Origin of the sequence: Streptomyces sp. NPDC051218 (assembly GCF_044455475.1) — a bacterium.
Taxonomy (GTDB): Bacteria; Actinomycetota; Actinomycetes; order Streptomycetales; family Streptomycetaceae; genus Streptomyces.
On record NZ_JBITEU010000009.1, the window covers coordinates 204,766 to 226,046 of the forward strand.

Sequence of the window (21,281 nt, forward strand, 5' to 3'; positions counted from 1 at the left end):
GGTGGATGGTGTGCGTCCGGCGGCGGTGTCGGCCGGGCAGCGGGGCTGTGAGCTGCAAAGCTTCGGCGCCATGCAACTAGTACGACAAAACGACAAATTTAGGGCGAGACGGAAGGGCCGGGGGCGGGTCCGGGCGCAGGGCCGGATCAGGGGCCGAGTGCGGGCCGGGGCCGCCGTGCTGACCGCCGCCGCCATCGTCTCCGGCTGCGCCTCGGGCGACGACGGCGGAGCGAACCCCGCCCCCGGTCAGCAGCGCCTGGACGCACCGCCCGCCCGCGCCCTCGACTCCTACGCCCACAAACTCCGCGTCACCCAGGTCGCCCGCGCCGCGGCCGCGAAGCGCTGGGGCCTGGCGAAGCCCCCGCTGGCCGCGCCGCTCGCCCCGGCCAAGAAGCCGACGATCACCACCCGCAAGGGGTTCGAGGTGAAGGGGCAGGCGAGTCTGCCGCCGGTCTTCACGACCATCCCGACCAAGAAGAAGGTCGTCTTCCTGACCATCGACGACGGCGCCGAGAAGGACCCTGCGCTGCTCAAGATGATGAGCGAACTGCAGATCCCGTACACCGCGTTCCTCAGCGACTACCTGGTCAAGGAGGACTACGGCTACTTCAAGAAGATGCAGTCGCGCGGGGTCGTGCTCAACAACCACACCCTGAACCACCCCTACCTGCCGGGACTCTCGTACAAGCAGCAGCGGCGCGAGATCTGCGGCATGCAGGACGTCATCCACAAGCGGTACGGCAAACGCCCCGAGCTCTTCCGGCCGCCGTACGGCAACTACAACGCGGACTCGCTGCGCGCCGCCAAGTCCTGCGGCATCAAGGCCGTCCCGCTGTGGGCGTCCGAGGCGTTCCCCGACCGCATGGACTGGCGCGAGTGGGACCGGGACCTGCACCCCGGCGACATCATCCTCACGCACTTCCGGGGGCGCGAGGACTGGAAGGGCACGATGCCCGACATGATCCGCAAGGTCATGAAGACGGTCACCGACAAGGGGTACGCGGTGGCCAGGCTGGAGGACTACCTGTGACCGGGCGGGCGCGGGCGCGGCGGTTCCTCGTCGGCGCGCTCGCGGCAGGCGTGCTCGCGCCCGCGCTGCTCACGGGGTGCGCGCAGTCGGTCGACCCGATCGAGAGGCTGGGGCGGAAGGCGGCGGAGAAGGTCCCGCCGAAGAAGCCCGGGGTGTCGCCCAGCTGCGCTCCACCTGCGGGGGCGCCGGAAACGGGGCGGCAGTTGAGGACGGAGGCGGGGCGGCGCACGGCTACGGAGAAGGGGTACACGGCCACGGATTCGGGGCGGAGCACGGCCACGGAGACGGAACCGCCCACCGCGGGGAAGCGTTGTCCCGAGGGGCGCGGGGGCCGTTCGGCGTCGCCTCCGGGATAAGACCCGCGTCAGCGAATTAGCAGTCCGCTTGACCGAGTGCTAATCGTCGTCCTAGTCTCGGCCTTGGCACTCACCACTGGAGAGTGCCAACCAGCGACGGGCAGGTCCGGCACCCGCGACGACGGATCCACCTGGTCGCCACCCCAGACTGTTAACCCCGTAGATCTCCGAAGGGGGAGACCGGATCGTGACGACCGCCAGCTCCAAGGTTGCCATCAAGCCGCTCGAGGACCGCATTGTGGTCCAGCCGCTCGACGCCGAGCAGACCACGGCCTCTGGCCTGGTCATTCCGGACACCGCGAAGGAGAAGCCCCAGGAGGGTGCTGTCCTCGCCGTGGGCCCGGGCCGCTTCGAGAACGGCGAGCGCCTGCCGCTCGACGTGAAGGTCGGCGATGTCGTGCTGTACAGCAAGTACGGCGGCACCGAGGTGAAGTACAACGGCGACGAGTACCTCGTCCTCTCGGCTCGCGACGTGCTCGCGATCGTCGAGAAGTAATTCACCCGCTTCACCAGTATTGCTTGTGAGCTGCGCCCCTGGTCACCCCGCTGATTGCCGGGCGGCGAGGGGCGTAGTTCGTTAAACCCGAATTTTCGAGAGGGCTGAACCGCTCCCATGGCGAAGATCCTGAAGTTCGACGAGGACGCCCGTCGCGCCCTCGAGCGCGGCGTCAACAAGCTTGCCGACACGGTCAAGGTGACGATCGGCCCCCGCGGCCGCAACGTCGTCATCGACAAGAAGTTCGGCGCCCCGACCATCACCAACGACGGCGTCACCATCGCCCGTGAGGTCGAGGTCGAGGACCCGTACGAGAACCTCGGCGCCCAGCTCGTCAAGGAGGTGGCGACCAAGACCAACGACATCGCGGGTGACGGCACCACCACCGCGACCGTGCTCGCCCAGGCCCTGGTCAAGGAAGGCCTGCGCAACGTCGCCGCCGGCGCCTCCCCGGCCGCCCTGAAGAAGGGCATCGACGCCGCCGTCAAGGCCGTGTCCGACGAGCTGCTCTCGACCGCGCGCCCGATCGACGACAAGGCCGACATCGCGGCCGTCGCCGGTCTGTCCGCCCAGGACCCGCAGGTCGGCGAGCTCATCGCCGAGGCGATGGACAAGGTCGGCAAGGACGGTGTCATCACCGTCGAGGAGTCCAACACCTTCGGTCTGGAGCTGGACTTCACCGAGGGCATGGCCTTCGACAAGGGCTACCTGTCCCCGTACATGGTGTCCGACCAGGAGCGTATGGAGGCCGTCCTCGACGACCCGTACATCCTGATCCACCAGGGCAAGATCTCGTCCATCCAGGACCTGCTGCCGCTGCTCGAGAAGGTCATCCAGACCAACGCCTCGAAGCCGCTCCTGATCATCGCCGAGGACGTCGAGGGCGAGGCCCTGTCGACCCTGGTCGTGAACAAGATCCGCGGCACCTTCAACGCCGTCGCGGTGAAGGCCCCCGGCTTCGGTGACCGCCGCAAGGCCATGCTCGGTGACCTCGCCACCCTCACCGGCGGCACCGTCATCGCCGAAGAGGTCGGCCTCAAGCTCGACCAGGTCGGCCTCGACGTGCTCGGCACCGCGCGCCGCGTGACCGTCACCAAGGACGACACCACGGTCGTCGACGGTGGCGGCGACGCCTCCGAGGTGCAGGGCCGCGTCAACCAGATCAAGGCCGAGATCGAGGCCACGGACTCCGACTGGGACCGCGAGAAGCTCCAGGAGCGCCTCGCGAAGCTGGCCGGCGGCGTGTGCGTCATCAAGGTCGGCGCCGCCACCGAGGTGGAGCTCAAGGAGAAGAAGCACCGTCTGGAGGACGCCATCTCCGCGACCCGCGCCGCGGTCGAGGAGGGCATCGTCTCCGGTGGTGGCTCCGCTCTGGTGCACGCCGTCAAGGTCCTCGAGGGCAACCTCGGCAAGGAGGGCGACGAGGCCACTGGCGTCGCCGTCGTCCGCCGCGCCGCCGTCGAGCCGCTGCGCTGGATCGCCGAGAACGCCGGCCTCGAGGGTTACGTCATCACCTCGAAGGTCGCCGAGCTCGACAAGGGCTTCGGCTTCAACGCCGCGACCGGCGAGTACGGCGACCTGGTCAAGGCCGGCGTCATCGACCCGGTCAAGGTGACGCGCTCCGCGCTGGAGAACGCCGCGTCCATCGCCTCCCTGCTGCTCACGACCGAGACCCTGGTCGTCGAGAAGCCGGCCGAGGACGAGGGTGACGCCGGTCACGGCGGTCACGGTCACTCGCACTGACCCGCTGCCTGACGCTGCCGCGTAGCTGAAACGGAGGCCCGGCACCCCACTTCGGGGTGCCGGGCCTCCGTGCGTTCTTGCGTGCGAGCCCGTCGTGGCTTGTCGCGCAGTTCCCCGCGCCCCTTACGGGGCGCTCGTCCGGGGCCTCTACTGCGGGCCGTACTTCCGTCCCGTCCTCGACGTGACGCCGCCCAGCAGCGCCCTCGGCGTCACCTTCACCACGCCCATCAGGGCCTTGTAGCGGGGGTCCGGGATGGACAGGGGCTTGCCCCGCGCCAAGTCGGAGAGCGCGGCCGCCACCAGCTTGTCCGCGTCGAGCCACATCCACTTGGGGATGTTGGACGTCCCCATTCCGGCGCGCTCGTGGAACTCGGTCCGTACGAATCCGGGGCACAGGGCCATCATGCGCACCCCGGAGCCGGCCAGGTCCTTCGCCGCCCCCTGCGTGAACTGCACGACCCACGCCTTCGAGGCCCCGTACGTACCGCGCGGCACGAACGCCGCCACCGAAGCGACGTTGACGACACCGCCGCGCCCCCGCTCCCGCATCGACTTCGTCGCCGCCGACGTCAGCCGGAGCACCGCCTCGCAGTGCACCTTGAGCATCGTCAGCTCGTCCTCGATCGACACCTCCAGATACCGGCCCTTGTTGCCGAACCCGGCGTTGTTCACCAGCAGGTCGACCGTGTTCCTGCGGTCCGCGAGCCGCTTCTCGACGGCGGTGATCCCGTCGTCGGTCGCGAGGTCCGCGGTGAGCACCTCGGCCTCGATGCCGTGCCGGTCGTGCAGTTCGGTCGCCTGCTCCCGTAGCCGCTCGGTGTTCCGTGCCACAAGGACCAGGTTGTGGCCGTCACCGGCGAGCCGCCGGGCGAAGGCCGCGCCGATACCGGCGGTCGATCCCGTAATCAGAGCCGTAGTCATGGACCAAGGCTAGTGAGATCCGAAGACCTCCGGTCACGGCGTCCGTGAGCCGTGCTTCTCCGCGTACTTACGAGCCGTCTCGATCAACTCGGGATGCAGCGCGTCCCCGGCGGCGAGCAGACTCGGCAGCAGGTGCTTCTCCGTCATCACCGCCCTGAACTGGAGGGCGACGGTGACATCGTGCTCCGGACGGTGCGCGATCTCTATCGCGTCCCCGGCGCGGATCTCACCCGGCTCGATCACCCGCAGGTAAGCGCCGGGAGTGCCCTGTTGAGTGAAGCGTTTGACCCACTGCTTCTCACCGAGGTGGCCCTGGAACGTCTGGCAGGGGATGCGGCCCGACGTCACCTCCAGGAGCAACTCGGGCCCGACGCGCCAGCGTTCGCCGATCTTCGCGCCGCTGACGTCGATCCCGGACGTCGTGAGGTTCTCGCCGAAGGAACCATGGGGCAGCGGGCGGCCGAGCAGCCGTTCCCATGCGTCGAGGTCCTCGCGCGCGTAGGCGTACACCGCCTGGTGGTCGCCGCCGTGGTGCCGCGTGTCGCAGACCTCGTCCCCGGCAAGGCCGCTCCCGCCGACGCCTTTGGGGCCGGGCGCCGTCACCCGTACGGCCCCTTCGGCGGGCTGCTTGTCGATGCCGGTGCCGCCCGAGGGGGCGTCGCTGTAGTCCACGGCTTTGAACCGGCCCAGATTCACGGAGAGAAGCTTCATGACGGAAGGCTAGGCGAGCTCGCTCAAAGCGTCGACGCATTATTGGTCGTTCTACCCAAGCGTCGCTTATGCTTGAGCCATGATCGAGGCCCGTCATCTCCGTGTCCTGCGTGCGGTCGCCGCCACTGGCTCCTTCTCCGCCGCGGCGCGCGAGCTCGGCTGCACCCAGCCCGCCGTGAGCCAGCAGATGAAGGCGCTCGAAGCCTCCGCGGGCACGACACTGCTGATCCGCACGGGGCGGGAGATGCGCCTGACGCAGGCGGGCGAGGCCCTGGGCCGGCACGCCGCGGGGATCCTGGCGGGGCTGACGGCCGCCGAGGAGGAGGTCGCCGCCATCGCGGGCCTGCGGGCGGGCCGGGTCCGCCTCGTCTCCTTCCCCAGCGGCAGCTCGACGCTGGTGCCGAGCGCACTGGCCGCCCTGCGCGCCGCGCACCCCGGCACCCGGGTCTCGCTCGAGGAGGCCGAACCGCCGCGCTCGGTCGAGATGTTGCGCGAGGGCGACTGCGACGTGGCGCTCGCTTTCCGCTACGAAGGCGCCGGCGCCGCGGAGGAGTGGGACGACCTGGTCGTGCGGCCCCTGCTCGCCGACCGGCTCGTCGGTCTCGTGCCCGAGGGGCATCGGCTCGCCAAGGCGGAAGCGGTCGCCATCGGGGAGCTGGCCGACGAGCCGTGGATCGCGGGCTGTCCGCGCTGTCGCAGGCAGCTGGTCGAGGTCTGCGAGGGGGCGGGGTTCGTGCCCCGCATCGATTTCGCGACCGACGACTATCCGGCGGTGATCGGCCTGGTCGGCGCGGGCCTGGGGGTCGCGGTGCTGCCCGAGCTCGCCATCGAGTCCGTACGCCCCAAGGGTGCACGCACAGTGACGGTGGAGCCTGCCGTGCAGCGTGAGATCGTCGCGCTCACCCTGCCGGATCTGGCGCAGGTCCCCGCCGTGGCGGCCACGCTGGACCACCTGGAGCGCGCCGCGAAGCGCTGAGCACTGCTGGGTGCTTTCGAAGAAACGTTCCTTCAGGTGTGCGTGATCATGCCGCCGCTCGGTGCCCTGTGCGTGGCCGTGGCCGTGGCCGAGGGAGCGGACGTCGTGACGAGGCGGTTGCGCGCGCGGCCCATGAGCTCCTCGCGCTCGTCCTCGGTAAGCCCGCCCCACACGCCGTACGGCTCCCGTACCGCGAGGGCGTGAGCGGCGCACTCCGCGCGTACCGGGCACCTCATGCAGACCTCCTTGGCGGAGTTCTCACGCGCGCTGCGCGCCGCGCCCCGCTCGCCCTCGGGGTGGAAGAAGAGCGAGCTGTCGACCCCTCGGCAGGCCGCGAGGAGCTGCCAGTCCCAGAGATCTGCGTTCGGTCCGGGAAGGCGGGAGAAATCTGCCATTGCTTGTCTCCTGGTAGCCGTTCTGCGCGGATACGGTGCCCACGACCGTACATCTACTGTCTAAGGAGATGAAAATATGACTCATTGGAAAATCTAGCCACAGACACCAGCAAAAGGGAAGGAAGAGGGCTAAATGGGGCATTGGTTGTGATGAAACGTTGAGGGTCTCTTGCGCTACCTGCTCCGTGTCTGCGCCCTCACGTAGAGTGCCGAAGGAGGCCCACCGCCCCGTAACTCTTTCGGGTGACCGTCGTTGAGAGTGCGGAGGCGGTTGAAAGAACAAGCGCTCGGGCAGATGTCCGAGAGCGTCAACCGCACAGGTGACGAATAAGTACCAGCCTGGAGGCTCAAGGTGACGCGCAGCAGCTGTGAGAGCCGCGGAGGACAGTCATGACATCCGTCCTCGTCTGCGACGACTCCCCGCTCGCCCGAGAGGCGCTCCGCCGCGCGGTCGCGACCGTGCCCGGCGTCGAGCGCGTGACGACAGCGGCCAACGGCGAGGAAGTCCTCCGCCGCTGGGGCGCCGACCGCTCGGACCTGATTTTGATGGACGTACGCATGCCCGGTCTGGGCGGCGTGGAGACGGTCCGGCGGCTGCTTTCCGCCGACCCCGGTGCGCGCATCATCATGCTCACCGTGGCCGAGGACCTGGACGGGGTCGCACTCGCGGTCGCCGCCGGTGCCCGCGGCTATCTCCACAAGGACGCCTCGCGCGCCGAACTGCGGGCGACCGTCACGCAGGCACTCGCCGACCCGACGTGGCGACTGGCTCCGCGCAGACTGCGCTCGGCCGAGATGGGCGCGGCGCCCACCCTCACCGCGCGTGAGATCCAGGTGCTGGAGGGTATGAGCCACGGCCGGTCGAACGCCGAGATCGGACGTGAGCTTTTTCTCTCCGAGGACACGGTCAAGACCCACGCCAGGCGGCTCTTCAAGAAGCTCGGCGCCTCGGACCGCGCGCACGCGGTGGCGCTCGGTTTCCGCTGGGGCCTGGTCCGATAGGTGTGCCGCCGTGCGGGCACGGCGATCCCCGCCCGCCGTGTGGTGGGCGGGGTGACGGACGCCCGTCGCTCCCTCTCGGGGGAGCGGTTGCCGTTGCTTCGCCGCCGATGCCGCATCCTTGAGATGTGGAGTTCCTCGGGGACAGGTCGGTCGAGCGGGAGGGGAGGGCGCACGAGATGAGTTCCGGCGCACCTGCTCATAACGCTTCGGTGCACAACTACGGACGTGGTGCCACGGATCAATCGGCGCCAAGGCACCATGGACCGATGCGCGATGACAGGACGACGGTGATCGGTGCCCTCGTCCTTCGCGCGGTCGAGGGTGACGAGCAGGCGACGCACGATCTGCTGGCTCATGTGCACCCCCTGGCGCTGCGGTACTGCCGCACCAGACTCTCCCGACTGCCGGGCGACGCACGGCACTTCGTGGAGGACCTGGCGCAGGAAGTGTGCGTCGCGGTGCTTCTGGCACTGCCGCGCTACAAGGACACCGGGCGCCCCTTCGAGGCGTTCGTCTTCGCGATCGCCGCGCACAAGGTCGCCGACCTTCAGCGCGCGGCGATGCGCCATCCCGGGTCCACGGCGGTGCCGTCGGACGAGATGCCGGAGCGGCCCGACGACTCCCTCGGACCCGAGGAGCGCGCGCTGCTCAGCAGCGACGCCGAGTGGGCCAAGAAGCTCATGGCGAACCTTCCGGAGAACCAGCGCGAGCTGCTGCTCCTGAGGATCGCGGTCGGGCTCACGGCCGAGGAGACCGGGCAGATGCTGGGCATGTCCCCGGGCGCCGTGCGGGTCGCGCAGCATCGCGCGTTGAGCAGGCTGCGGGCGCTGGCCGAGCAGTAGCGATCAGCGGTCGCCCGGCGATCGCCTTCGGTGTCCATCCATGCCGTATGAACGTACGAACCTGGTCGATGATCTTGATCGTGGAATGAGACACCCTCGGTTCCCGTTAGCATGGACATCCGCACCGATCAAGGCCATTTGGGGAAGGTGTCATGACTGCAAACGGCGGTTCTTCGACTGGGGTGCCCGAGAAATTCGCGACGCTCGGGCTGACCTACGACGACGTGCTGCTGCTGCCCGGCGCGTCGGACATGGCGCCGGACCAGATCGACACCTCCTCGCTCATCTCGAAGAACGTGCGTGTGAACGTCCCGCTGCTCTCCGCGGCGATGGACAAGGTCACCGAGTCCCGCATGGCGATCGCGATGGCGCGCCAGGGCGGCGTCGGCGTGCTGCACCGCAACCTCTCCATCGCGGACCAGGCCAACCAGGTCGACCTCGTGAAGCGCTCCGAGTCCGGCATGGTCACCGACCCGATCACGGTGCACCCGGACGCGACGCTCGCCGAGGCCGACGCGATCTGCGCCAAGTTCCGCATCAGCGGCGTCCCGGTGACCGACCCGGCGGGCAAGCTGCTCGGCATCGTCACCAACCGCGACATGGCCTTCGAGTCGGACCGCACGCGCCAGGTGCGCGAGGTCATGACGCCGATGCCGCTGGTCACGGGCAAGGTCGGCATCTCCGGCGTCGACGCCATGGAGCTGCTGCGCCGCCACAAGATCGAGAAGCTGCCGCTCGTCGACGACGGCGGCATCCTCAAGGGCCTCATCACGGTCAAGGACTTCGTGAAGGCCGAGAAGTACCCCGGCGCCGCCAAGGACAGCGAAGGCCGTCTCCTGGTCGGCGCCGCCGTCGGTGTCGCGGGTGACGCCTTCGAGCGCGCCCAGGCCCTCGTCGAGGCAGGCGTCGACTTCATCGTCGTCGACACCGCGCACGGCCACTCCCGCCTGGTCGGCGACATGGTCGCCAAGATCAAGTCGAACGCCTCGGGTGTGGACGTCATCGGCGGCAACATCGCCACCCGTGACGGCGCCAAGTCCCTCATCGACGCCGGTGTCGACGGCATCAAGGTCGGCGTCGGACCGGGCTCCATCTGTACGACGCGTGTCGTCGCCGGTATCGGCGTACCGCAGGTGACGGCCATCTACGAAGCGTCGCTCGCCGCCAAGGAGGCAGGCGTCCCGGTCATCGGCGACGGCGGCCTGCAGTACTCGGGCGACATCGCCAAGGCGCTCGTCGCCGGCGCGGACACGGTCATGCTGGGCTCGCTGCTCGCCGGCTGCGAGGAGTCCCCGGGTGAGCTGATGTTCATCAACGGCAAGCAGTTCAAGTCGTACCGCGGCATGGGTTCGCTCGGCGCGATGCAGACCCGCGGCGACCGCAAGTCCTTCTCCAAGGACCGCTACTTCCAGGAGGGCGTCGCCTCCGACGAGAAGCTGGTGCCCGAGGGCATCGAGGGCCAGGTGCCCTACCGCGGCCCGCTCTCCTCGGTCGTGCACCAGCTGGTCGGCGGTCTGCGCCAGTCGATGTTCTACGTGGGCGGCCAGACCGTTCCGGAGCTCCAGCGCAACGGCCGATTCGTACGGATCACCTCGGCGGGTCTCAAGGAGAGCCACCCGCACGACATCCAGATGACGGTCGAAGCGCCCAACTACACGAACAAGCGCTGACGGCGCTCCACGCGCGCGTGGGGGCGGGTCCGGATTCCCGGGGCCGCCCCCTTGGCGTGCGTCGGGGATACTGGAGCGGCAGACCGAGTGCCGAAGTGCCGAAGAAGTGCGAAGTACCGAAGAAAGCTGAAGGGCCACCCACGTGACTGAGATCGAGATCGGGCGCGGCAAGCGCGGCCGCCGGGCGTACGCCTTCGACGACATCGCCGTCGTGCCGAGCCGTCGTACCCGCGACCCGAAGGAGGTCTCGATCGCCTGGCAGATCGACGCCTACCGCTTCGAGCTGCCCTTCCTGGCGGCGCCGATGGACTCGGTCGTCTCGCCGCAGACCGCGATCCGCATCGGCGAGCTGGGTGGCCTCGGCGTCCTGAACCTCGAGGGCCTGTGGACGCGGTACGAGGACCCGCAGCCGCTGCTCGACGAGATCGCGGAGCTGGACACCGACAACGCGACCCGGCGCCTCCAGGAGATCTACGCGGCTCCGATCCAGGCCGACCTGATCGGGCAGCGCATCAAGGAGGTGCGCGACTCGGGCGTGGTCACCGCCGCCGCGCTCTCCCCGCAGCGAACCGCCGAGTTCTCCAAGGCCGTCGTGGACGCCGGTGTCGACATCTTCGTCATCCGCGGGACCACCGTCTCGGCCGAGCACGTCTCCGGCGCCGCCGAGCCGCTGAACCTCAAGCAGTTCATCTACGAGCTCGACGTGCCGGTGATCGTCGGCGGCTGCGCCACGTACACCGCCGCGCTGCACCTGATGCGCACGGGCGCCGCCGGTGTCCTCGTCGGCTTCGGCGGTGGCGCCGCGCACACCACGCGCAACGTCCTGGGCATCCAGGTGCCGATGGCCACCGCCGTGGCGGACGTCGCCGCCGCCCGCCGTGACTACATGGACGAGTCCGGCGGCCGGTACGTGCACGTCATCGCGGACGGCGGCGTGGGCTGGTCCGGCGACCTGCCCAAGGCCATCGCCTGCGGCGCCGACTCGGTGATGATCGGCTCCCCGCTGGCGCGCGCCACGGACGCGCCCGGCAAGGGCCACCACTGGGGCATGGAGGCCGTCCACGAGGACGTGCCGCGCGGCAAGCGCGTCGACCTCGGTGTGGTCGGCACGACGGAGGAGATCCTCGCCGGTCCCTCGCACATCCCGGACGGCTCGATGAACTTCTTCGGGGCGCTGCGCCGCGCGATGGCGACGACGGGCTACAGCGAGCTCAAGGAGTTCCAGCGCGTCGAGGTGACGGTCGCGGACTCGCAGCACAGCCGCTGACGGTCTCTGGCTCAGCTCTAAGCTCAGCTCTACGGAGGGCCCCGGTATGCGTACCGGGGCCCTTCTTGTGTGTCGTGTCGCCCTCAGAGGCGGTGTGCCGCGCCCGCCGGGGTCGCGCCCCTGGTGTCGAGGAGCAGCTGGGCCTTCACCGCGAGACCTTGCAGGTCGTACGTGCGGTGGTGCTGGAGCAGGATCGTGAGGTCGGCGTCGGCCGCCGCCTCGTAGAGGGAGTCCGCGCGGGGCACGGGGTGGCCGAGGACGCTCCAGCTGGGCACGTAGGGGTCGTGGTAGCTGACGGCGGCGCCCATCTCCATCAGGCGGGTCGCGACCTCCTGGGCGGGGGAGCCCTGCTGGTCGGCGAGGTCGGGCTTGTAGGTGACGCCGAGGAGCAGCACCCGGGCGCCGCGGGCCGACTTGCCGTGCTCGTTGAGCAGGGTCGCCGAGCGCTGGATCACGTACCGGGGCATGCGGTCGTTGACCTGCTGGGCCAGTTCGACCATGCGCAGGGGGCGGGCGCCGCGGCCGGGGCCCGGGATGTCCAGGGGGACGCCGTGGCCGCCGACGCCGGGGCCGGGGCGGAAGGCCTGGAAGCCGAAGGGCTTGGTCTCGGCGCAGCGGATGACGTCCCACAGGTCGATGCTCAGGTCGTGGCAGAGCACGGCCATCTCATTGACCAGGGCCATGTTCACGTGCCGGTAGTTGGTCTCCAGGAGGTGCACGGTCTCGGCCTCGCGCGGGCCACGCGCGCGTACGACCTTGTCGGTGAGGCGGCCGTAGAAGGCGGCGGCCGATTCGGTACAGGCCGGGGTGAGGCCGCCGATGACCTTGGGGGTGCCGGCGTAGCCGTGGGTGCGGTTGCCCGGGTCGAGGCGGCCCGGCGAGTGCGCGAGGTGGAAGTCGCGGCCCGCGCGCAGGCCCGAACCCTCTTCGAGGATGGGGCGCAGGAATTCCTCCGTGGTTCCCGGGTAAGCGGGTGATTCGAGGATGACCGTGGTGTGCGGGCGCAGGCGCGCGGCCAGGGCGCGGGCGGCGTCGGCCACCTGGCTCAGGTCGAGGCTGCGGTCGGCCGCCGGAGGGGTGGGAGCGCAGATGACCGCGGTGCGCACCCGGCCGAGCTGCGCCGGGTCGGTCGTGGGCCGGAAACCCCCCGAGAGCATCCGGCGGACGTCGGCGGCGGTGAGGGTTCCCTCGGCGCCGTCACAGGGCAGGCGTCCGCTTGCCAGGTCGGCGGCGCGGACCGGGTCGTAGCCGATGGTGGCGATGCCGCCGGAGACGGCGGCCTGGGCGAGGGGCAGGCCGAGGTGGCCGAGACCGATGACGGCGAGATCTGCGGGCATGGCGGTGGGCCGTCCTCCCAATAGCCGGAGCGGAACGAGCGCGCAAGTCCTGTGGACAAGGTGGACCAGCGCAATGTCAGACTAGGAGTAAATATGACCGTTATGCGGCATTGCGCTGCGCCGGGCGTCGGAGTGTTGGCCACGGATCGGCCGCAGGTTGTCCACAGGCGGCGGTCGAACTCAGCGGACCCGACCAGAATCTGGGCATGATGTGAGCGCGACCACACCCGACAGCTAACGGGAGGCAGCGGTGAGGACAGCGACCTTGGGACCGGCGGAGCGTGCCGAGTCACTTGCGGGAATGGCCGAGCGGGAGCTGGATGTCCTGGTCGTGGGCGCGGGAGTGGTCGGTGCGGGCACCGCACTCGACGCCGTGACCCGCGGCCTTTCCACCGGTCTGGTCGAGGCGCGGGACTGGGCCTCCGGCACGTCGAGCCGGTCGAGCAAGCTGATCCACGGCGGACTGCGCTATCTGGAGATGCTCGACTTCGCGCTGGTGCGGGAGGCGCTGAAGGAGCGCGGCCTGCTCCTGGAGCGGCTCGCCCCGCACCTCGTGAAGCCGGTGCCGTTCCTGTACCCCTTGCAGCACAAGGGCTGGGAGCGGCTCTACGCCGGATCGGGCGTCGCGTTGTACGACGCCATGTCGATGTCACGAGGACACGGCCGCGGCCTACCCATGCACCGCCACCTGACCCGGCGTCACGCCCTGCGTGTCGCCCCGTGCCTGAAGAAGGACGCACTGGTCGGGGCGATGCAGTATTACGACGCCCAGATGGACGACGCCCGCTATGTCGCGACCCTGGTGCGCACCGCGTCGGCGTACGGCGCCAAGGTCGCCAACCGCGCCCGCGTGACGGGTTTCCTGCGCGAGGGTGAACGCGTCGTCGGCGCCAAGGTGCAGGACGTCGAGGGCGGCGGGGAGTACGAGGTCAGGGCCAAGCAGGTGGTGAACGCCACCGGCGTGTGGACGGACGACACCCAGGCGATGGTCGGGGACCGGGGACAGTTCCACGTCAGGGCGTCCAAGGGCATCCATCTGGTCGTGCCCAAGGACCGGATCAACTCGACGACCGGGCTGATCCTGCGGACGGAGAAGAGCGTCCTCTTCGTCATTCCGTGGGGACGGCACTGGATCGTGGGGACGACCGACACCGACTGGGACCTGGACAAGGCGCACCCGGCGGCATCCAGCGCCGACATCGACTATCTCCTCGAGCACGTGAACTCGGTGCTCGGCGTGCCCCTCTCCCGGGACGACGTCCAAGGGGTGTACGCGGGGCTCAGGCCGCTGCTCGCCGGTGAGTCGGACGCCACGAGCAAGCTGTCCCGCGAGCACACGGTGGCGCATCCGGCGCCCGGCCTCGTGGTCATCGCAGGCGGCAAGTACACGACGTACCGAGTCATGGCGAAGGACGCCGTGGACGAGGCGGTGCACGGCCTCGATCAGCGGGTCGCCGACTGTGTCACCGAGGACATTCCGCTGGTCGGCGCCGAGGGGTACAAGGCGCTGTGGAACGCGCGCGCCGGAATCGCCGCCCGCACCGGACTTCATGTGGTGCGCGTGGAACACCTGTTGAACCGGTACGGCTCGCTGGCGGAAGAGGTCCTCGCACTCATCACCGCCGACCCCACCCTCGGGGAGCCGCTGCCCGCCGCTGACGACTATCTGCGCGCCGAGATCGTCTATGCCGCGTCGCACGAAGGGGCACGCCACCTGGACGACGTGCTGACCCGGCGCACACGGATCTCGATCGAGACGTTCGACCGGGGCACGCGCAGCGCACGGCTGTGTGCGGAGCTGATGGCGCCGGTCCTCGGCTGGGACAAGGACCAGGTGGAGAGGGAGGTCCAGCATTACGAGAAGCGGGTGGAGGCGGAGCGTGAGTCGCAGCGGCAGCCGGACGACCTGACGGCGGACGCGGCGAGGCTGGGGGCGCCGGACATCGTGCCGCTCTAGCGCGGGCAGAACTGCGCCGTCAGAAGCGTCTGTTCGAGGGCCGGGTCGGCGATCTCGTCCGTGTTGACCCGGAAAGTGAGGACGCGGCCGCCGTCGCGGGTGGCGGCCGTGCGGACGTAGCTTCCGGGAATGCGGCCGTTGTGTCCCCAGACCGTGGTGCCGCAGGGCAGCTTCTGCGGGTAGAGGCCCATGCCGTAGTGGCCCTGCGCGGAGCGGGTGTTGAGCATCTGGCGTAGCTGGTACGCGGGGAGCAGCCGGCCCGCGAGGAGTACGGCGTAGAAGCGGTCCAGGTCGGCCAGCGTGGAGATCAGCTCCCCGGCCGCGCCCGCGATGCCCGGGTTGAGGGCGGTGACGTCCCGGCCCCCGCTCGTGTACGCGCGGCCGTGCGGGGGCGGGAGCGTGGTGCGGGTGCCGGGGAAGGAAGTGCCGGACAGGCGAAGGGGGGTGATGATGCGGCGCGCGGTCTCCGCGGCGTACGAGCGGCCGGTGACCTGCTCGATCACCATGCCGAGGACGACGTAGTTGGTGTTGGAGTACGACCAGCGGCCGGGCGGGGTCGCGGGAAGGGCGAGGGCGGTGCGGACCGCCTCCGCTGGAGTACGGGGGACGAGGCCTTCGGCGCCGGTGGTGTAGTCGGCGAGGCCGCTGGTGTGGGTGAGCAGGGCGCGCAGGGTGAGAGTCCGGCCGTCGAGACGCTTGCCGCGGATGAGACCGGGCAGGTGTCGTTCTACGGGGGCGGACAGGGACAGTCGGTGCTCGGCGGCGAGTTGAAGGACGACCGTCGCGATGAACGTCTTGGTGATGCTGCCTGCGCGGAAGTGGTCGGTGCGGCGGATGCGGGTGGCGGTGCTGTTCGCGCTGCTGGTGCCGGCGCCGGTGTCGTAACCGGCTTCGCGCGCTGGGTTCTTGTTCGTTCCCGGGGTGGGTGCGTCGCGTGACGGCTTGTTGACGTGGGCGAAGTGCCAGTGTGGCTGTTGGGTCGGCTGCCGGTCCGGTGGAAGGTCCGGGGCTGCCGACTCGGTCGTCGACCATGGGGCTTCGCGGGTCAACAGAGCCGCGGCGGGGGCCTTGCCTCGGGTCACGAGCAACGGAAGAGTGGCGTCCGTGGCCGGTTTCGCGGTCGGCGGCGCACTGGCGGAAGTCAGCCCGATGAGGGCCACCGCAAGGGGTACGGCCAGCAGTGTCCGTGAAATGGGCATGGCGGTCCCTCCTTGTGCGGAGCCCATCATGAGGGACGTTGGACCCTGGGCGTAGACCGGTCCCCGAGTGAGGGACAATGGAGGCTCTGTCAGGGCGGGTTGCGCAGGTAGCAGCGGTAGCAGCAGAGGGGACGCATGTCGGACGCGGAGAAGACGGGTCAGTCCCGTCAGGACCAGAGCGAACGTCTCCTCTCCGGGCGCTACCGGCTGGGGGAAGTGCTCGGCCGCGGCGGAATGGGAACCGTCTGGCGCGCCAAGGACGAGACACTCGGCCGTACGGTCGCGGTGAAGGAACTGCGCTTTCCCTCGAGCATCGACGAGGAAGAGAAGCGGCGGCTCATCACGCGAACGCTGCGTGAGGCCAAGGCGATCGCGCGGATCCGCAACACCAGCGCGGTGACCGTGTACGACGTGGTCGACGAGGACGACCGGCCGTGGATCGTGATGGAGCTGGTCGAGGGCAAGTCCCTCGCCGAGGCCATTCGCGAGGACGGGCTGCTCACGCCGAGGCGTGCGGCCGAGGTCGGGCTCGCGGTGCTCGACGTACTGCGGTCCGCGCACCGCGAGGGAATCCTGCACCGTGACGTGAAGCCGTCGAACGTGCTGATCGCCGAGGACGGCCGGGTCGTCCTCACGGACTTCGGTATCGCGCAGGTCGAGGGCGACCCGTCGATCACGTCCACCGGCATGCTCGTCGGCGCTCCTTCGTACATTTCGCCCGAGCGGGCGCGAGGCCACAAGCCGGGCCCCGCGGCCGACCTGTGGTCGCTCGGCGGCCTGCTGTACGCGGCCGTGGAAGGCGTCCCTCCGTACGACAAGGGGTCGGCGATCGCCACCCTCACCGCGGTGATGACCGAGGACGTCGAACAGCCGACGAACGCGGGACCGTTGGAGAAGGTCATCTACGGCCTGCTCGCCAAGGACCCCGAGCAGCGGCTCGACGACGCGGGGGCGCGGGCGCTCCTGATCGACGTCATCCACGCGCCGGAGGTCAAGGACGAGCCGGAGCCGGTCGACGCGACGAAGGTCGTGCCGTTGCCTCCGGTGCCGCCGACGTCCGGTGCGGGGAAGCGGTTCGGCAAGGGCAAGGCTGGGTCGGCGGGTACGGCTGAGGGCTCTGGAGCCTCCGGGGCTGTGGGGGCCGCCGGGGCCGCCAAGTCAACCGGGGATTCCGGTCGCAAGGGCGAGGAGGCTGCCGAGCGGCTCAAGGGTGCGCTGCGGTCGGTGCGGAAGGCCGCGGCTGCGGCTACCGCGCGGGGTGCCGGGGCCGGGACGGCTGCTTCCGGTTCTGCTTCGGCGTCCGAGGCCGGGGCTGGTTCTGAGGCCCCTTCTCGCTCCCGCTCCGGTGCTGACTCCGGATCAGGTCCTTCTGGTTCCGGGTCCAACTCTCGCGCGGCTGCTGCCTCTGCCTCTGCTGCTGTCCCCGCTTCTCGTTCTGGCTTGGCTTCCGGGGGGTCGGCTACCCCTGCGGATCCCGCGACGCCGCCGCGTGCGGCGCAGCAGCCCAAGGCCTCGCTCACCGACGTGGTTCCGCGGCGCACGCTGGTGATCTTCTCGTTGGCCCTCGCGCTCGCGGTGCTCGGGACCGTGCTCGCGTTCGCGCTGAACGACGGGGGCGAGAGCGGTGCGCGCGACAACAAGAACGGCGGCGACAAGGCCGCGTCCAGCGGCGCGACCGCGGGCAGTGGCGAGAAGGAAGACGAAAAGGGCGCCGGGCAGGACGGCGGTGCCGATCAGGACAAGGGCAACGGCAAGGACGAAGCCGAGGCGAGCGCGGGGGCGAGCCCCGGTTCGGGTGAGGGCGAGCCGGGCGAGAGCGGTGACGGCGAGGGCGAGGGCGACGACTCCGGCAAGAAGCCGGGAGACGGAGCGGAGTCGACGTACAAGCACTCGCAAGGTTTCTCCGTGGGGCTGCCCAAGGGCTGGAAGTACCAGTCCACGAGCGCCGCGGGCGCGCGTTTCTCCGGGCCGGACGGGCAGAAGCTCCTGATCGGCTGGACTCCCACCCCCAAGTCCGACCCGGTGGGCGACTGGAAGGGCCAGGAGAGGTACATGGTCCGGTCGCAGTACAAGCGGATCCGGATAGAGAAGGTCGACTTCCGTGGCTGGAACACGGCCGACTGGGAGTTCACGTACGTCGACGGCGGCACGAAGTACCGGTCGATAGACCGTGGGTTCGTCGTCAACGACCACCTGGGCTACGGACTGATGTACACGGCCAAGGCGGACAAGTGGGACGGGGACGAGCGCAAGGACGCTTGGCGGACCTTCACGAAGACGTTCGAGCCGAAGAAGTAGCGATCGAGGAGATCTCGCATCCCCTCAATGTGGTTTGCCTCCGGCACGTATCGTGAGTGCTTGCGGACCGTACGCAGCCGCAACAGGGCGTTGGGCGAACGGAATTGACCACCGTGCGGACGGGGGAGGCGTCGTGGACGAATACGCGGGGCGGGTACTCGCCGACCGCTATCGCCTGCCGCTGCCTCCCGCGGATGAGTACGAACTCGCGGAGACGCGGGCCTTTGACACCTACAGCGGTCAGGAAGTCCTGGTCAGGCAGGTGCCGTTGCCCGAGGTCGTCGACGCGGAAGTGCTCGAACTCGATGAGCGCGACCTGCCGGACGGGGAGCTTCCGGCAGGGTTCGTGAGCGCCGGGGCGGTGCGACGACCCTCGGCGCGTACCACCCGGCGGCCGTCGGATCCGGCGGTGCGCCGCGCGATAGAGGCCGCGCAGGCCGCCGCCCAGATCCCCGACCATCCGCGGCTCGACCAGGTCTTCGACGTGTTCGCCGAGGGCGGTTCGCTGTGGATAGTGAGCGAGTTGGTGGCGGCGAGGCCGCTGGCCGCGCTGCTCGCCGACCGGCCGCTGAGTCCGTACCGCGCGGCGGAGATCGCCTCCGACGTGGTGACGGCGCTGCGGGTGCTGCACGCGCACGGCTGGGTGCACCGGAACATCACCGCTCGTACGGTCCTGGTCTGCGACGACGGCCGGGTGGTTCTCACGGGCCTCGCGGCGGGCGCGGCGGAAGAGGCGCTGTGCGGCTACGACCCTCGGCCCGAGGAGTTCCTCGGGGGGTTCGAGGGCGGGGGCGACGCCGGTGCGGATGTCGGCGGTGGTCCCGAGGCGGACGATTCGCAGCCTGGCGGTTCCAGTGGGCCTGGCGGTTCAGCCGGGCCTGGCGGTTCCAGTGGGCCTGTCGCCATTGAGGCTGCCCCGGCTCCGACTTCGGAGCCCGGCGGTGACGTGCGGGCCGCGCATTCCAGTGCCATAGCCGCGTATCGCGCCGGAGCGCGTGCCGCGGCGCGGGTGAGCGAGAACGAAGGCCGCCGGGGCGCGGAGTTGCCGGGGCCCAGGACCGGCGGGACGTACGGGGCGAGTCAGGGGCCGGGCGAGAGCGGTGACTCGGTGAGGGCCGGGGAAACCGGGGCCGCGGGAAGCGGGACGGATACCGAAGCTGCCGGGCGGATCCTCGACCCGTACGGCGTCGCAGGCACGAAGCCGTGGCACGGGGCTGTGCCGAGGGGTGGAGGTGCGGGAGCTTCGAGTCCCGGTGGGGGCAGGGATGTTGGGGGCGTTGGCAGCCCCTACGCGAGTCCGCCCTCAGGGCCTGCGGGCGGACTCGCGGGAGGGCCTGCCGAAGGGTCCGCTGAAGCCTCCGCCGACGAGGGCGCGGACGTCGCCCACGGCGAGCGAAACCCTGCGCGCGGCCCTGGCCCCGGCCCTGGCCCCGGCCCCGGCCCCGGCCCCGGCCCCGGCCACGGTCGCGGCGCGCTCACCCCTGCCCCCCGTCACGACGCCCCCGCCCCCTCCACCTCCGTGGCCCCCTCCGCCTCATCCGGGCACAGCTACTGGGACGCCCTCGTCGCCGAGCGGAGTGGGGCTCGGCGTGGGCCCGCCACCGCTCTTGCCGCGGAGCGCGCCCGGCATGCGCGGATGACCGTGGTCGGCGGCGTGACCGAGCGGTGGGCGCCCGAGCAGGCCGGGCCCGTGCACGAGAACTGGCAGCTCGCCCCGCCCATCGGGCCCGCCACCGACCTCTGGGCGCTCGGCGCCTTGCTGTTCCGGGCGGTGCAGGGCCACGCGCCCTACCCGGAGGAGAGCACCTTCGAGCTCGTCCAGTTGGTCTGCGCCGAGCCGCCCGCCTACGCGGAGGAGTGCGGGCCGCTGCGGCCCGTCGTCGAGTCGTTGCTGCGCCAGGACCCGACCGAGCGGCTCGACATCGAGGAACTGAGCGGCTGGCTGCGGTCGTTGGTCCGTTCCGCGCCCGAGCCGGAGGCCGGTGCGAACGTCGTGCCGGCGCCGCCGTTCGACGCCCGCCGCCTGCCCGTCGTACGCCGCCGCGGTGATCTCGTTCGGCGTAGGAAGAGGCGCGCCGCCGCACCCGCCGCCCCGGCGGCCAACCCCCGGCAGAACGGGCGCCGCAAGCACAAGCGAGGCCGGGAGAGCCGGGAGGGCCGCGAATCCAGGCACCCGGCCACCGCGGCCCCCACGCCCAAGCGGACAGCCGCCGCCCAAGCGCCCAACCGCCCCGCACCCAACCGCCCAGCGCCCAAGCGGAGCGGTACGGGCCGCCCGCGTTCCCTGGGGCGGCTCCTGCTCCTCCTCATCCTGGTCGGCCTCGCCGCGGCAGTCGCGTACGCCCTGGTCTTCATGCCCAAGGCGGGGGAGAACGAGGGCGGCGAGCGCGCCGGCTCCGTGGGCGACCCCGGCACCAGCCAGGCCCCCGACACCGGCAGCAGCTCAAGCGCCCGCCCCAGCGAGGACGACGGCAAGGACGGCAAGGACGGCAAGTCCGGCGAGCCCAGTGACAAGCCCGAGAAGAGCCCGAGCTCGCAGAAGCCGCAGACCAGCGGGCCCGAGGTCCCCCAGGGTTTCACCCTCCGCAAGGACGCCGAGGGCTTCCGGATCGCCGTCGCGAGCGGCTGGGACCGGCAGCCCAAGAACGACCGGGGCCAAGTCGTGTACGCGCGGGGCGACTTCGAGCTCATCGTCGTGCCGGGACGGGACGGCACGGACGAGTACGGCAGCGACCCCATGAAGTACCAGCGCGAGCACGAGCGCGAACTGCAGCCGTTCCGCGACTCGACCTGGGCGGAGTCCTCGGGCATGCGCAGGATCGACGTGGGCGGACGGGTCATGGGCGAGGGGCAGTTCACCTGGCAGGGTCCGGGCGGCGGTGAGATCTTCGTACGCAATCTCGCGATGATCGTCGGCGGGAAGTATCACGTCGTACAGATCCGTGGGCCCGAGGGCGAGCGCGACGAAGTGGACCGGCTCTACGAGCAGGCCTCGTCGACCTACGAGGTCACCGATTGAGCGTCAGGTCACGCCCGTCGCCGTTGCGTCGCGCGTCACAGTGAGGTCTCCGAGCACCCCCG

General features: G+C 70.4%; 16 protein-coding genes. 11 read left to right on the plus strand and 5 right to left on the minus strand.

Features of this window, described 5'->3' with window-relative positions:
* Nucleotides 1-70 precede the first annotated feature (70 nt).
* The 3 genes from ACIBCK_RS26765 (at nt 71) to groL (ending at nt 3,625) form a co-directional block, all read left to right on the plus strand.
* Nucleotides 71-1,030 carry a polysaccharide deacetylase family protein gene (locus ACIBCK_RS26765; protein WP_399394615.1) on the plus strand — a complete coding sequence of 320 codons (960 nt, stop codon included), beginning with the start codon at nt 71-73 and terminating at the stop codon, nt 1,028-1,030.
* A gap of 543 nt (nt 1,031-1,573) precedes the next feature.
* Nucleotides 1,574-1,882: a co-chaperone GroES gene (gene groES / locus ACIBCK_RS26770; protein ID WP_006347174.1), complete on the plus strand. Its 309-nt coding sequence runs from the start codon at nt 1,574-1,576 to the stop codon at nt 1,880-1,882.
* Between the two features lie 117 nt (nt 1,883-1,999).
* Nucleotides 2,000-3,625, plus strand: coding sequence for a chaperonin GroEL (groL, locus tag ACIBCK_RS26775; protein ID WP_399394230.1), 1,626 nt, complete (start codon nt 2,000-2,002; stop codon nt 3,623-3,625).
* Between the two features lie 147 nt (nt 3,626-3,772).
* Here the strand turns inward: groL and ACIBCK_RS26780 are convergent, their stop codons facing one another.
* Together ACIBCK_RS26780 and ACIBCK_RS26785 are read right to left on the minus strand one after the other, a co-directional pair.
* Nucleotides 3,773-4,546, minus strand: coding sequence for an SDR family NAD(P)-dependent oxidoreductase (locus ACIBCK_RS26780; protein WP_399394232.1), 774 nt, complete (start codon nt 4,544-4,546; stop codon nt 3,773-3,775).
* A gap of 33 nt (nt 4,547-4,579) precedes the next feature.
* Nucleotides 4,580-5,257, minus strand: coding sequence for an MOSC domain-containing protein (locus ACIBCK_RS26785; RefSeq protein WP_399394234.1), 678 nt, complete (start codon nt 5,255-5,257; stop codon nt 4,580-4,582).
* Nucleotides 5,258-5,336: 79 nt separating this feature from the next.
* Here ACIBCK_RS26785 and ACIBCK_RS26790 point away from each other — a divergent pair, with 79 nt between their 5' ends.
* Nucleotides 5,337-6,233, plus strand: coding sequence for a LysR family transcriptional regulator (locus ACIBCK_RS26790; RefSeq protein ID WP_399394236.1), 897 nt, complete (start codon nt 5,337-5,339; stop codon nt 6,231-6,233).
* Nucleotides 6,234-6,265: 32 nt separating this feature from the next.
* On the opposite strand, the gene ACIBCK_RS26795 is transcribed toward ACIBCK_RS26790, so the two are convergent.
* A complete protein-coding gene (locus ACIBCK_RS26795; protein ID WP_399394238.1) occupies nt 6,266-6,628 on the minus strand; it encodes a WhiB family transcriptional regulator in 363 nt (120 codons plus the stop codon).
* A gap of 390 nt (nt 6,629-7,018) precedes the next feature.
* Here ACIBCK_RS26795 and ACIBCK_RS26800 point away from each other — a divergent pair, with 390 nt between their 5' ends.
* The 4 genes from ACIBCK_RS26800 (at nt 7,019) to ACIBCK_RS26815 (ending at nt 11,409) form a co-directional block, all read left to right on the plus strand.
* Nucleotides 7,019-7,630, plus strand: a complete 612-nt coding sequence (locus ACIBCK_RS26800; RefSeq protein WP_003948568.1) for a response regulator transcription factor — start codon at nt 7,019-7,021, stop codon at nt 7,628-7,630.
* Nucleotides 7,631-7,896: 266 nt separating this feature from the next.
* Nucleotides 7,897-8,472 (plus strand): sigma-70 family RNA polymerase sigma factor, encoded by a 576-nt coding sequence (locus ACIBCK_RS26805; protein WP_160506701.1) that lies wholly within the window; start codon nt 7,897-7,899, stop codon nt 8,470-8,472.
* Nucleotides 8,473-8,624: 152 nt separating this feature from the next.
* Nucleotides 8,625-10,142, plus strand: a complete 1,518-nt coding sequence (guaB, locus tag ACIBCK_RS26810; RefSeq protein ID WP_399394240.1) for an IMP dehydrogenase — start codon at nt 8,625-8,627, stop codon at nt 10,140-10,142.
* Nucleotides 10,143-10,284: 142 nt separating this feature from the next.
* Nucleotides 10,285-11,409, plus strand: a complete 1,125-nt coding sequence (locus ACIBCK_RS26815; protein ID WP_399394242.1) for a GuaB3 family IMP dehydrogenase-related protein — start codon at nt 10,285-10,287, stop codon at nt 11,407-11,409.
* An 83-nt stretch (nt 11,410-11,492) separates the two neighbouring features.
* Here the strand turns inward: ACIBCK_RS26815 and ACIBCK_RS26820 are convergent, their stop codons facing one another.
* Nucleotides 11,493-12,746 carry a nucleotide sugar dehydrogenase gene (locus ACIBCK_RS26820; protein ID WP_399394243.1) on the minus strand — a complete coding sequence of 418 codons (1,254 nt, stop codon included), beginning with the start codon at nt 12,744-12,746 and terminating at the stop codon, nt 11,493-11,495.
* A gap of 250 nt (nt 12,747-12,996) precedes the next feature.
* On the opposite strand from ACIBCK_RS26820, the gene ACIBCK_RS26825 reads away from it, so the two are divergent.
* Nucleotides 12,997-14,703 (plus strand): glycerol-3-phosphate dehydrogenase/oxidase, encoded by a 1,707-nt coding sequence (locus ACIBCK_RS26825; protein ID WP_399394245.1) that lies wholly within the window; start codon nt 12,997-12,999, stop codon nt 14,701-14,703.
* On the opposite strand, the gene ACIBCK_RS26830 is transcribed toward ACIBCK_RS26825, so the two are convergent.
* Nucleotides 14,700-15,902: a serine hydrolase domain-containing protein gene (locus ACIBCK_RS26830; RefSeq protein WP_399394246.1), complete on the minus strand. Its 1,203-nt coding sequence runs from the start codon at nt 15,900-15,902 to the stop codon at nt 14,700-14,702. The two genes, ACIBCK_RS26825 and ACIBCK_RS26830, sit on opposite strands and share 4 nt — an antisense overlap.
* A gap of 135 nt (nt 15,903-16,037) precedes the next feature.
* Here ACIBCK_RS26830 and ACIBCK_RS26835 point away from each other — a divergent pair, with 135 nt between their 5' ends.
* Together ACIBCK_RS26835 and ACIBCK_RS26840 are read left to right on the plus strand one after the other, a co-directional pair.
* The gene (locus ACIBCK_RS26835) at nt 16,038-18,200 is read left to right on the plus strand and encodes a serine/threonine-protein kinase (protein WP_399394248.1); all 2,163 of its coding nucleotides are present in this window, start codon (nt 16,038-16,040) and stop codon (nt 18,198-18,200) included.
* Nucleotides 18,201-18,333: 133 nt separating this feature from the next.
* Nucleotides 18,334-21,219 carry a protein kinase gene (locus ACIBCK_RS26840; protein WP_399394250.1) on the plus strand — a complete coding sequence of 962 codons (2,886 nt, stop codon included), beginning with the start codon at nt 18,334-18,336 and terminating at the stop codon, nt 21,217-21,219.
* The last annotated feature ends 62 nt before the right edge of the window (nt 21,220-21,281 follow it).

What these genes read in the sequence shown, in the direction of transcription:
- ACIBCK_RS26765 (WP_399394615.1), top strand. Translation starts at nt 71, where the DNA reads ATGCAACTAGTACGACAAAACGACAAATTTAGGGCGAGACGGAAGGGC.
- groL (WP_399394230.1), top strand. Translation starts at nt 2,000, where the DNA reads ATGGCGAAGATCCTGAAGTTCGACGAGGACGCCCGTCGCGCCCTCGAG.
- ACIBCK_RS26780 (WP_399394232.1), bottom strand. Translation starts at nt 4,546, where the DNA reads ATGACTACGGCTCTGATTACGGGATCGACCGCCGGTATCGGCGCGGCC.
- ACIBCK_RS26785 (WP_399394234.1), bottom strand. Translation starts at nt 5,257, where the DNA reads ATGAAGCTTCTCTCCGTGAATCTGGGCCGGTTCAAAGCCGTGGACTAC.
- ACIBCK_RS26790 (WP_399394236.1), top strand. Translation starts at nt 5,337, where the DNA reads ATGATCGAGGCCCGTCATCTCCGTGTCCTGCGTGCGGTCGCCGCCACT.
- ACIBCK_RS26795 (WP_399394238.1), bottom strand. Translation starts at nt 6,628, where the DNA reads ATGGCAGATTTCTCCCGCCTTCCCGGACCGAACGCAGATCTCTGGGAC.
- ACIBCK_RS26800 (WP_003948568.1), top strand. Translation starts at nt 7,019, where the DNA reads ATGACATCCGTCCTCGTCTGCGACGACTCCCCGCTCGCCCGAGAGGCG.
- ACIBCK_RS26805 (WP_160506701.1), top strand. Translation starts at nt 7,897, where the DNA reads ATGCGCGATGACAGGACGACGGTGATCGGTGCCCTCGTCCTTCGCGCG.
- guaB (WP_399394240.1), top strand. Translation starts at nt 8,625, where the DNA reads ATGACTGCAAACGGCGGTTCTTCGACTGGGGTGCCCGAGAAATTCGCG.
- ACIBCK_RS26820 (WP_399394243.1), bottom strand. Translation starts at nt 12,746, where the DNA reads ATGCCCGCAGATCTCGCCGTCATCGGTCTCGGCCACCTCGGCCTGCCC.
- ACIBCK_RS26830 (WP_399394246.1), bottom strand. Translation starts at nt 15,902, where the DNA reads ATGCCCATTTCACGGACACTGCTGGCCGTACCCCTTGCGGTGGCCCTC.
- ACIBCK_RS26835 (WP_399394248.1), top strand. Translation starts at nt 16,038, where the DNA reads ATGTCGGACGCGGAGAAGACGGGTCAGTCCCGTCAGGACCAGAGCGAA.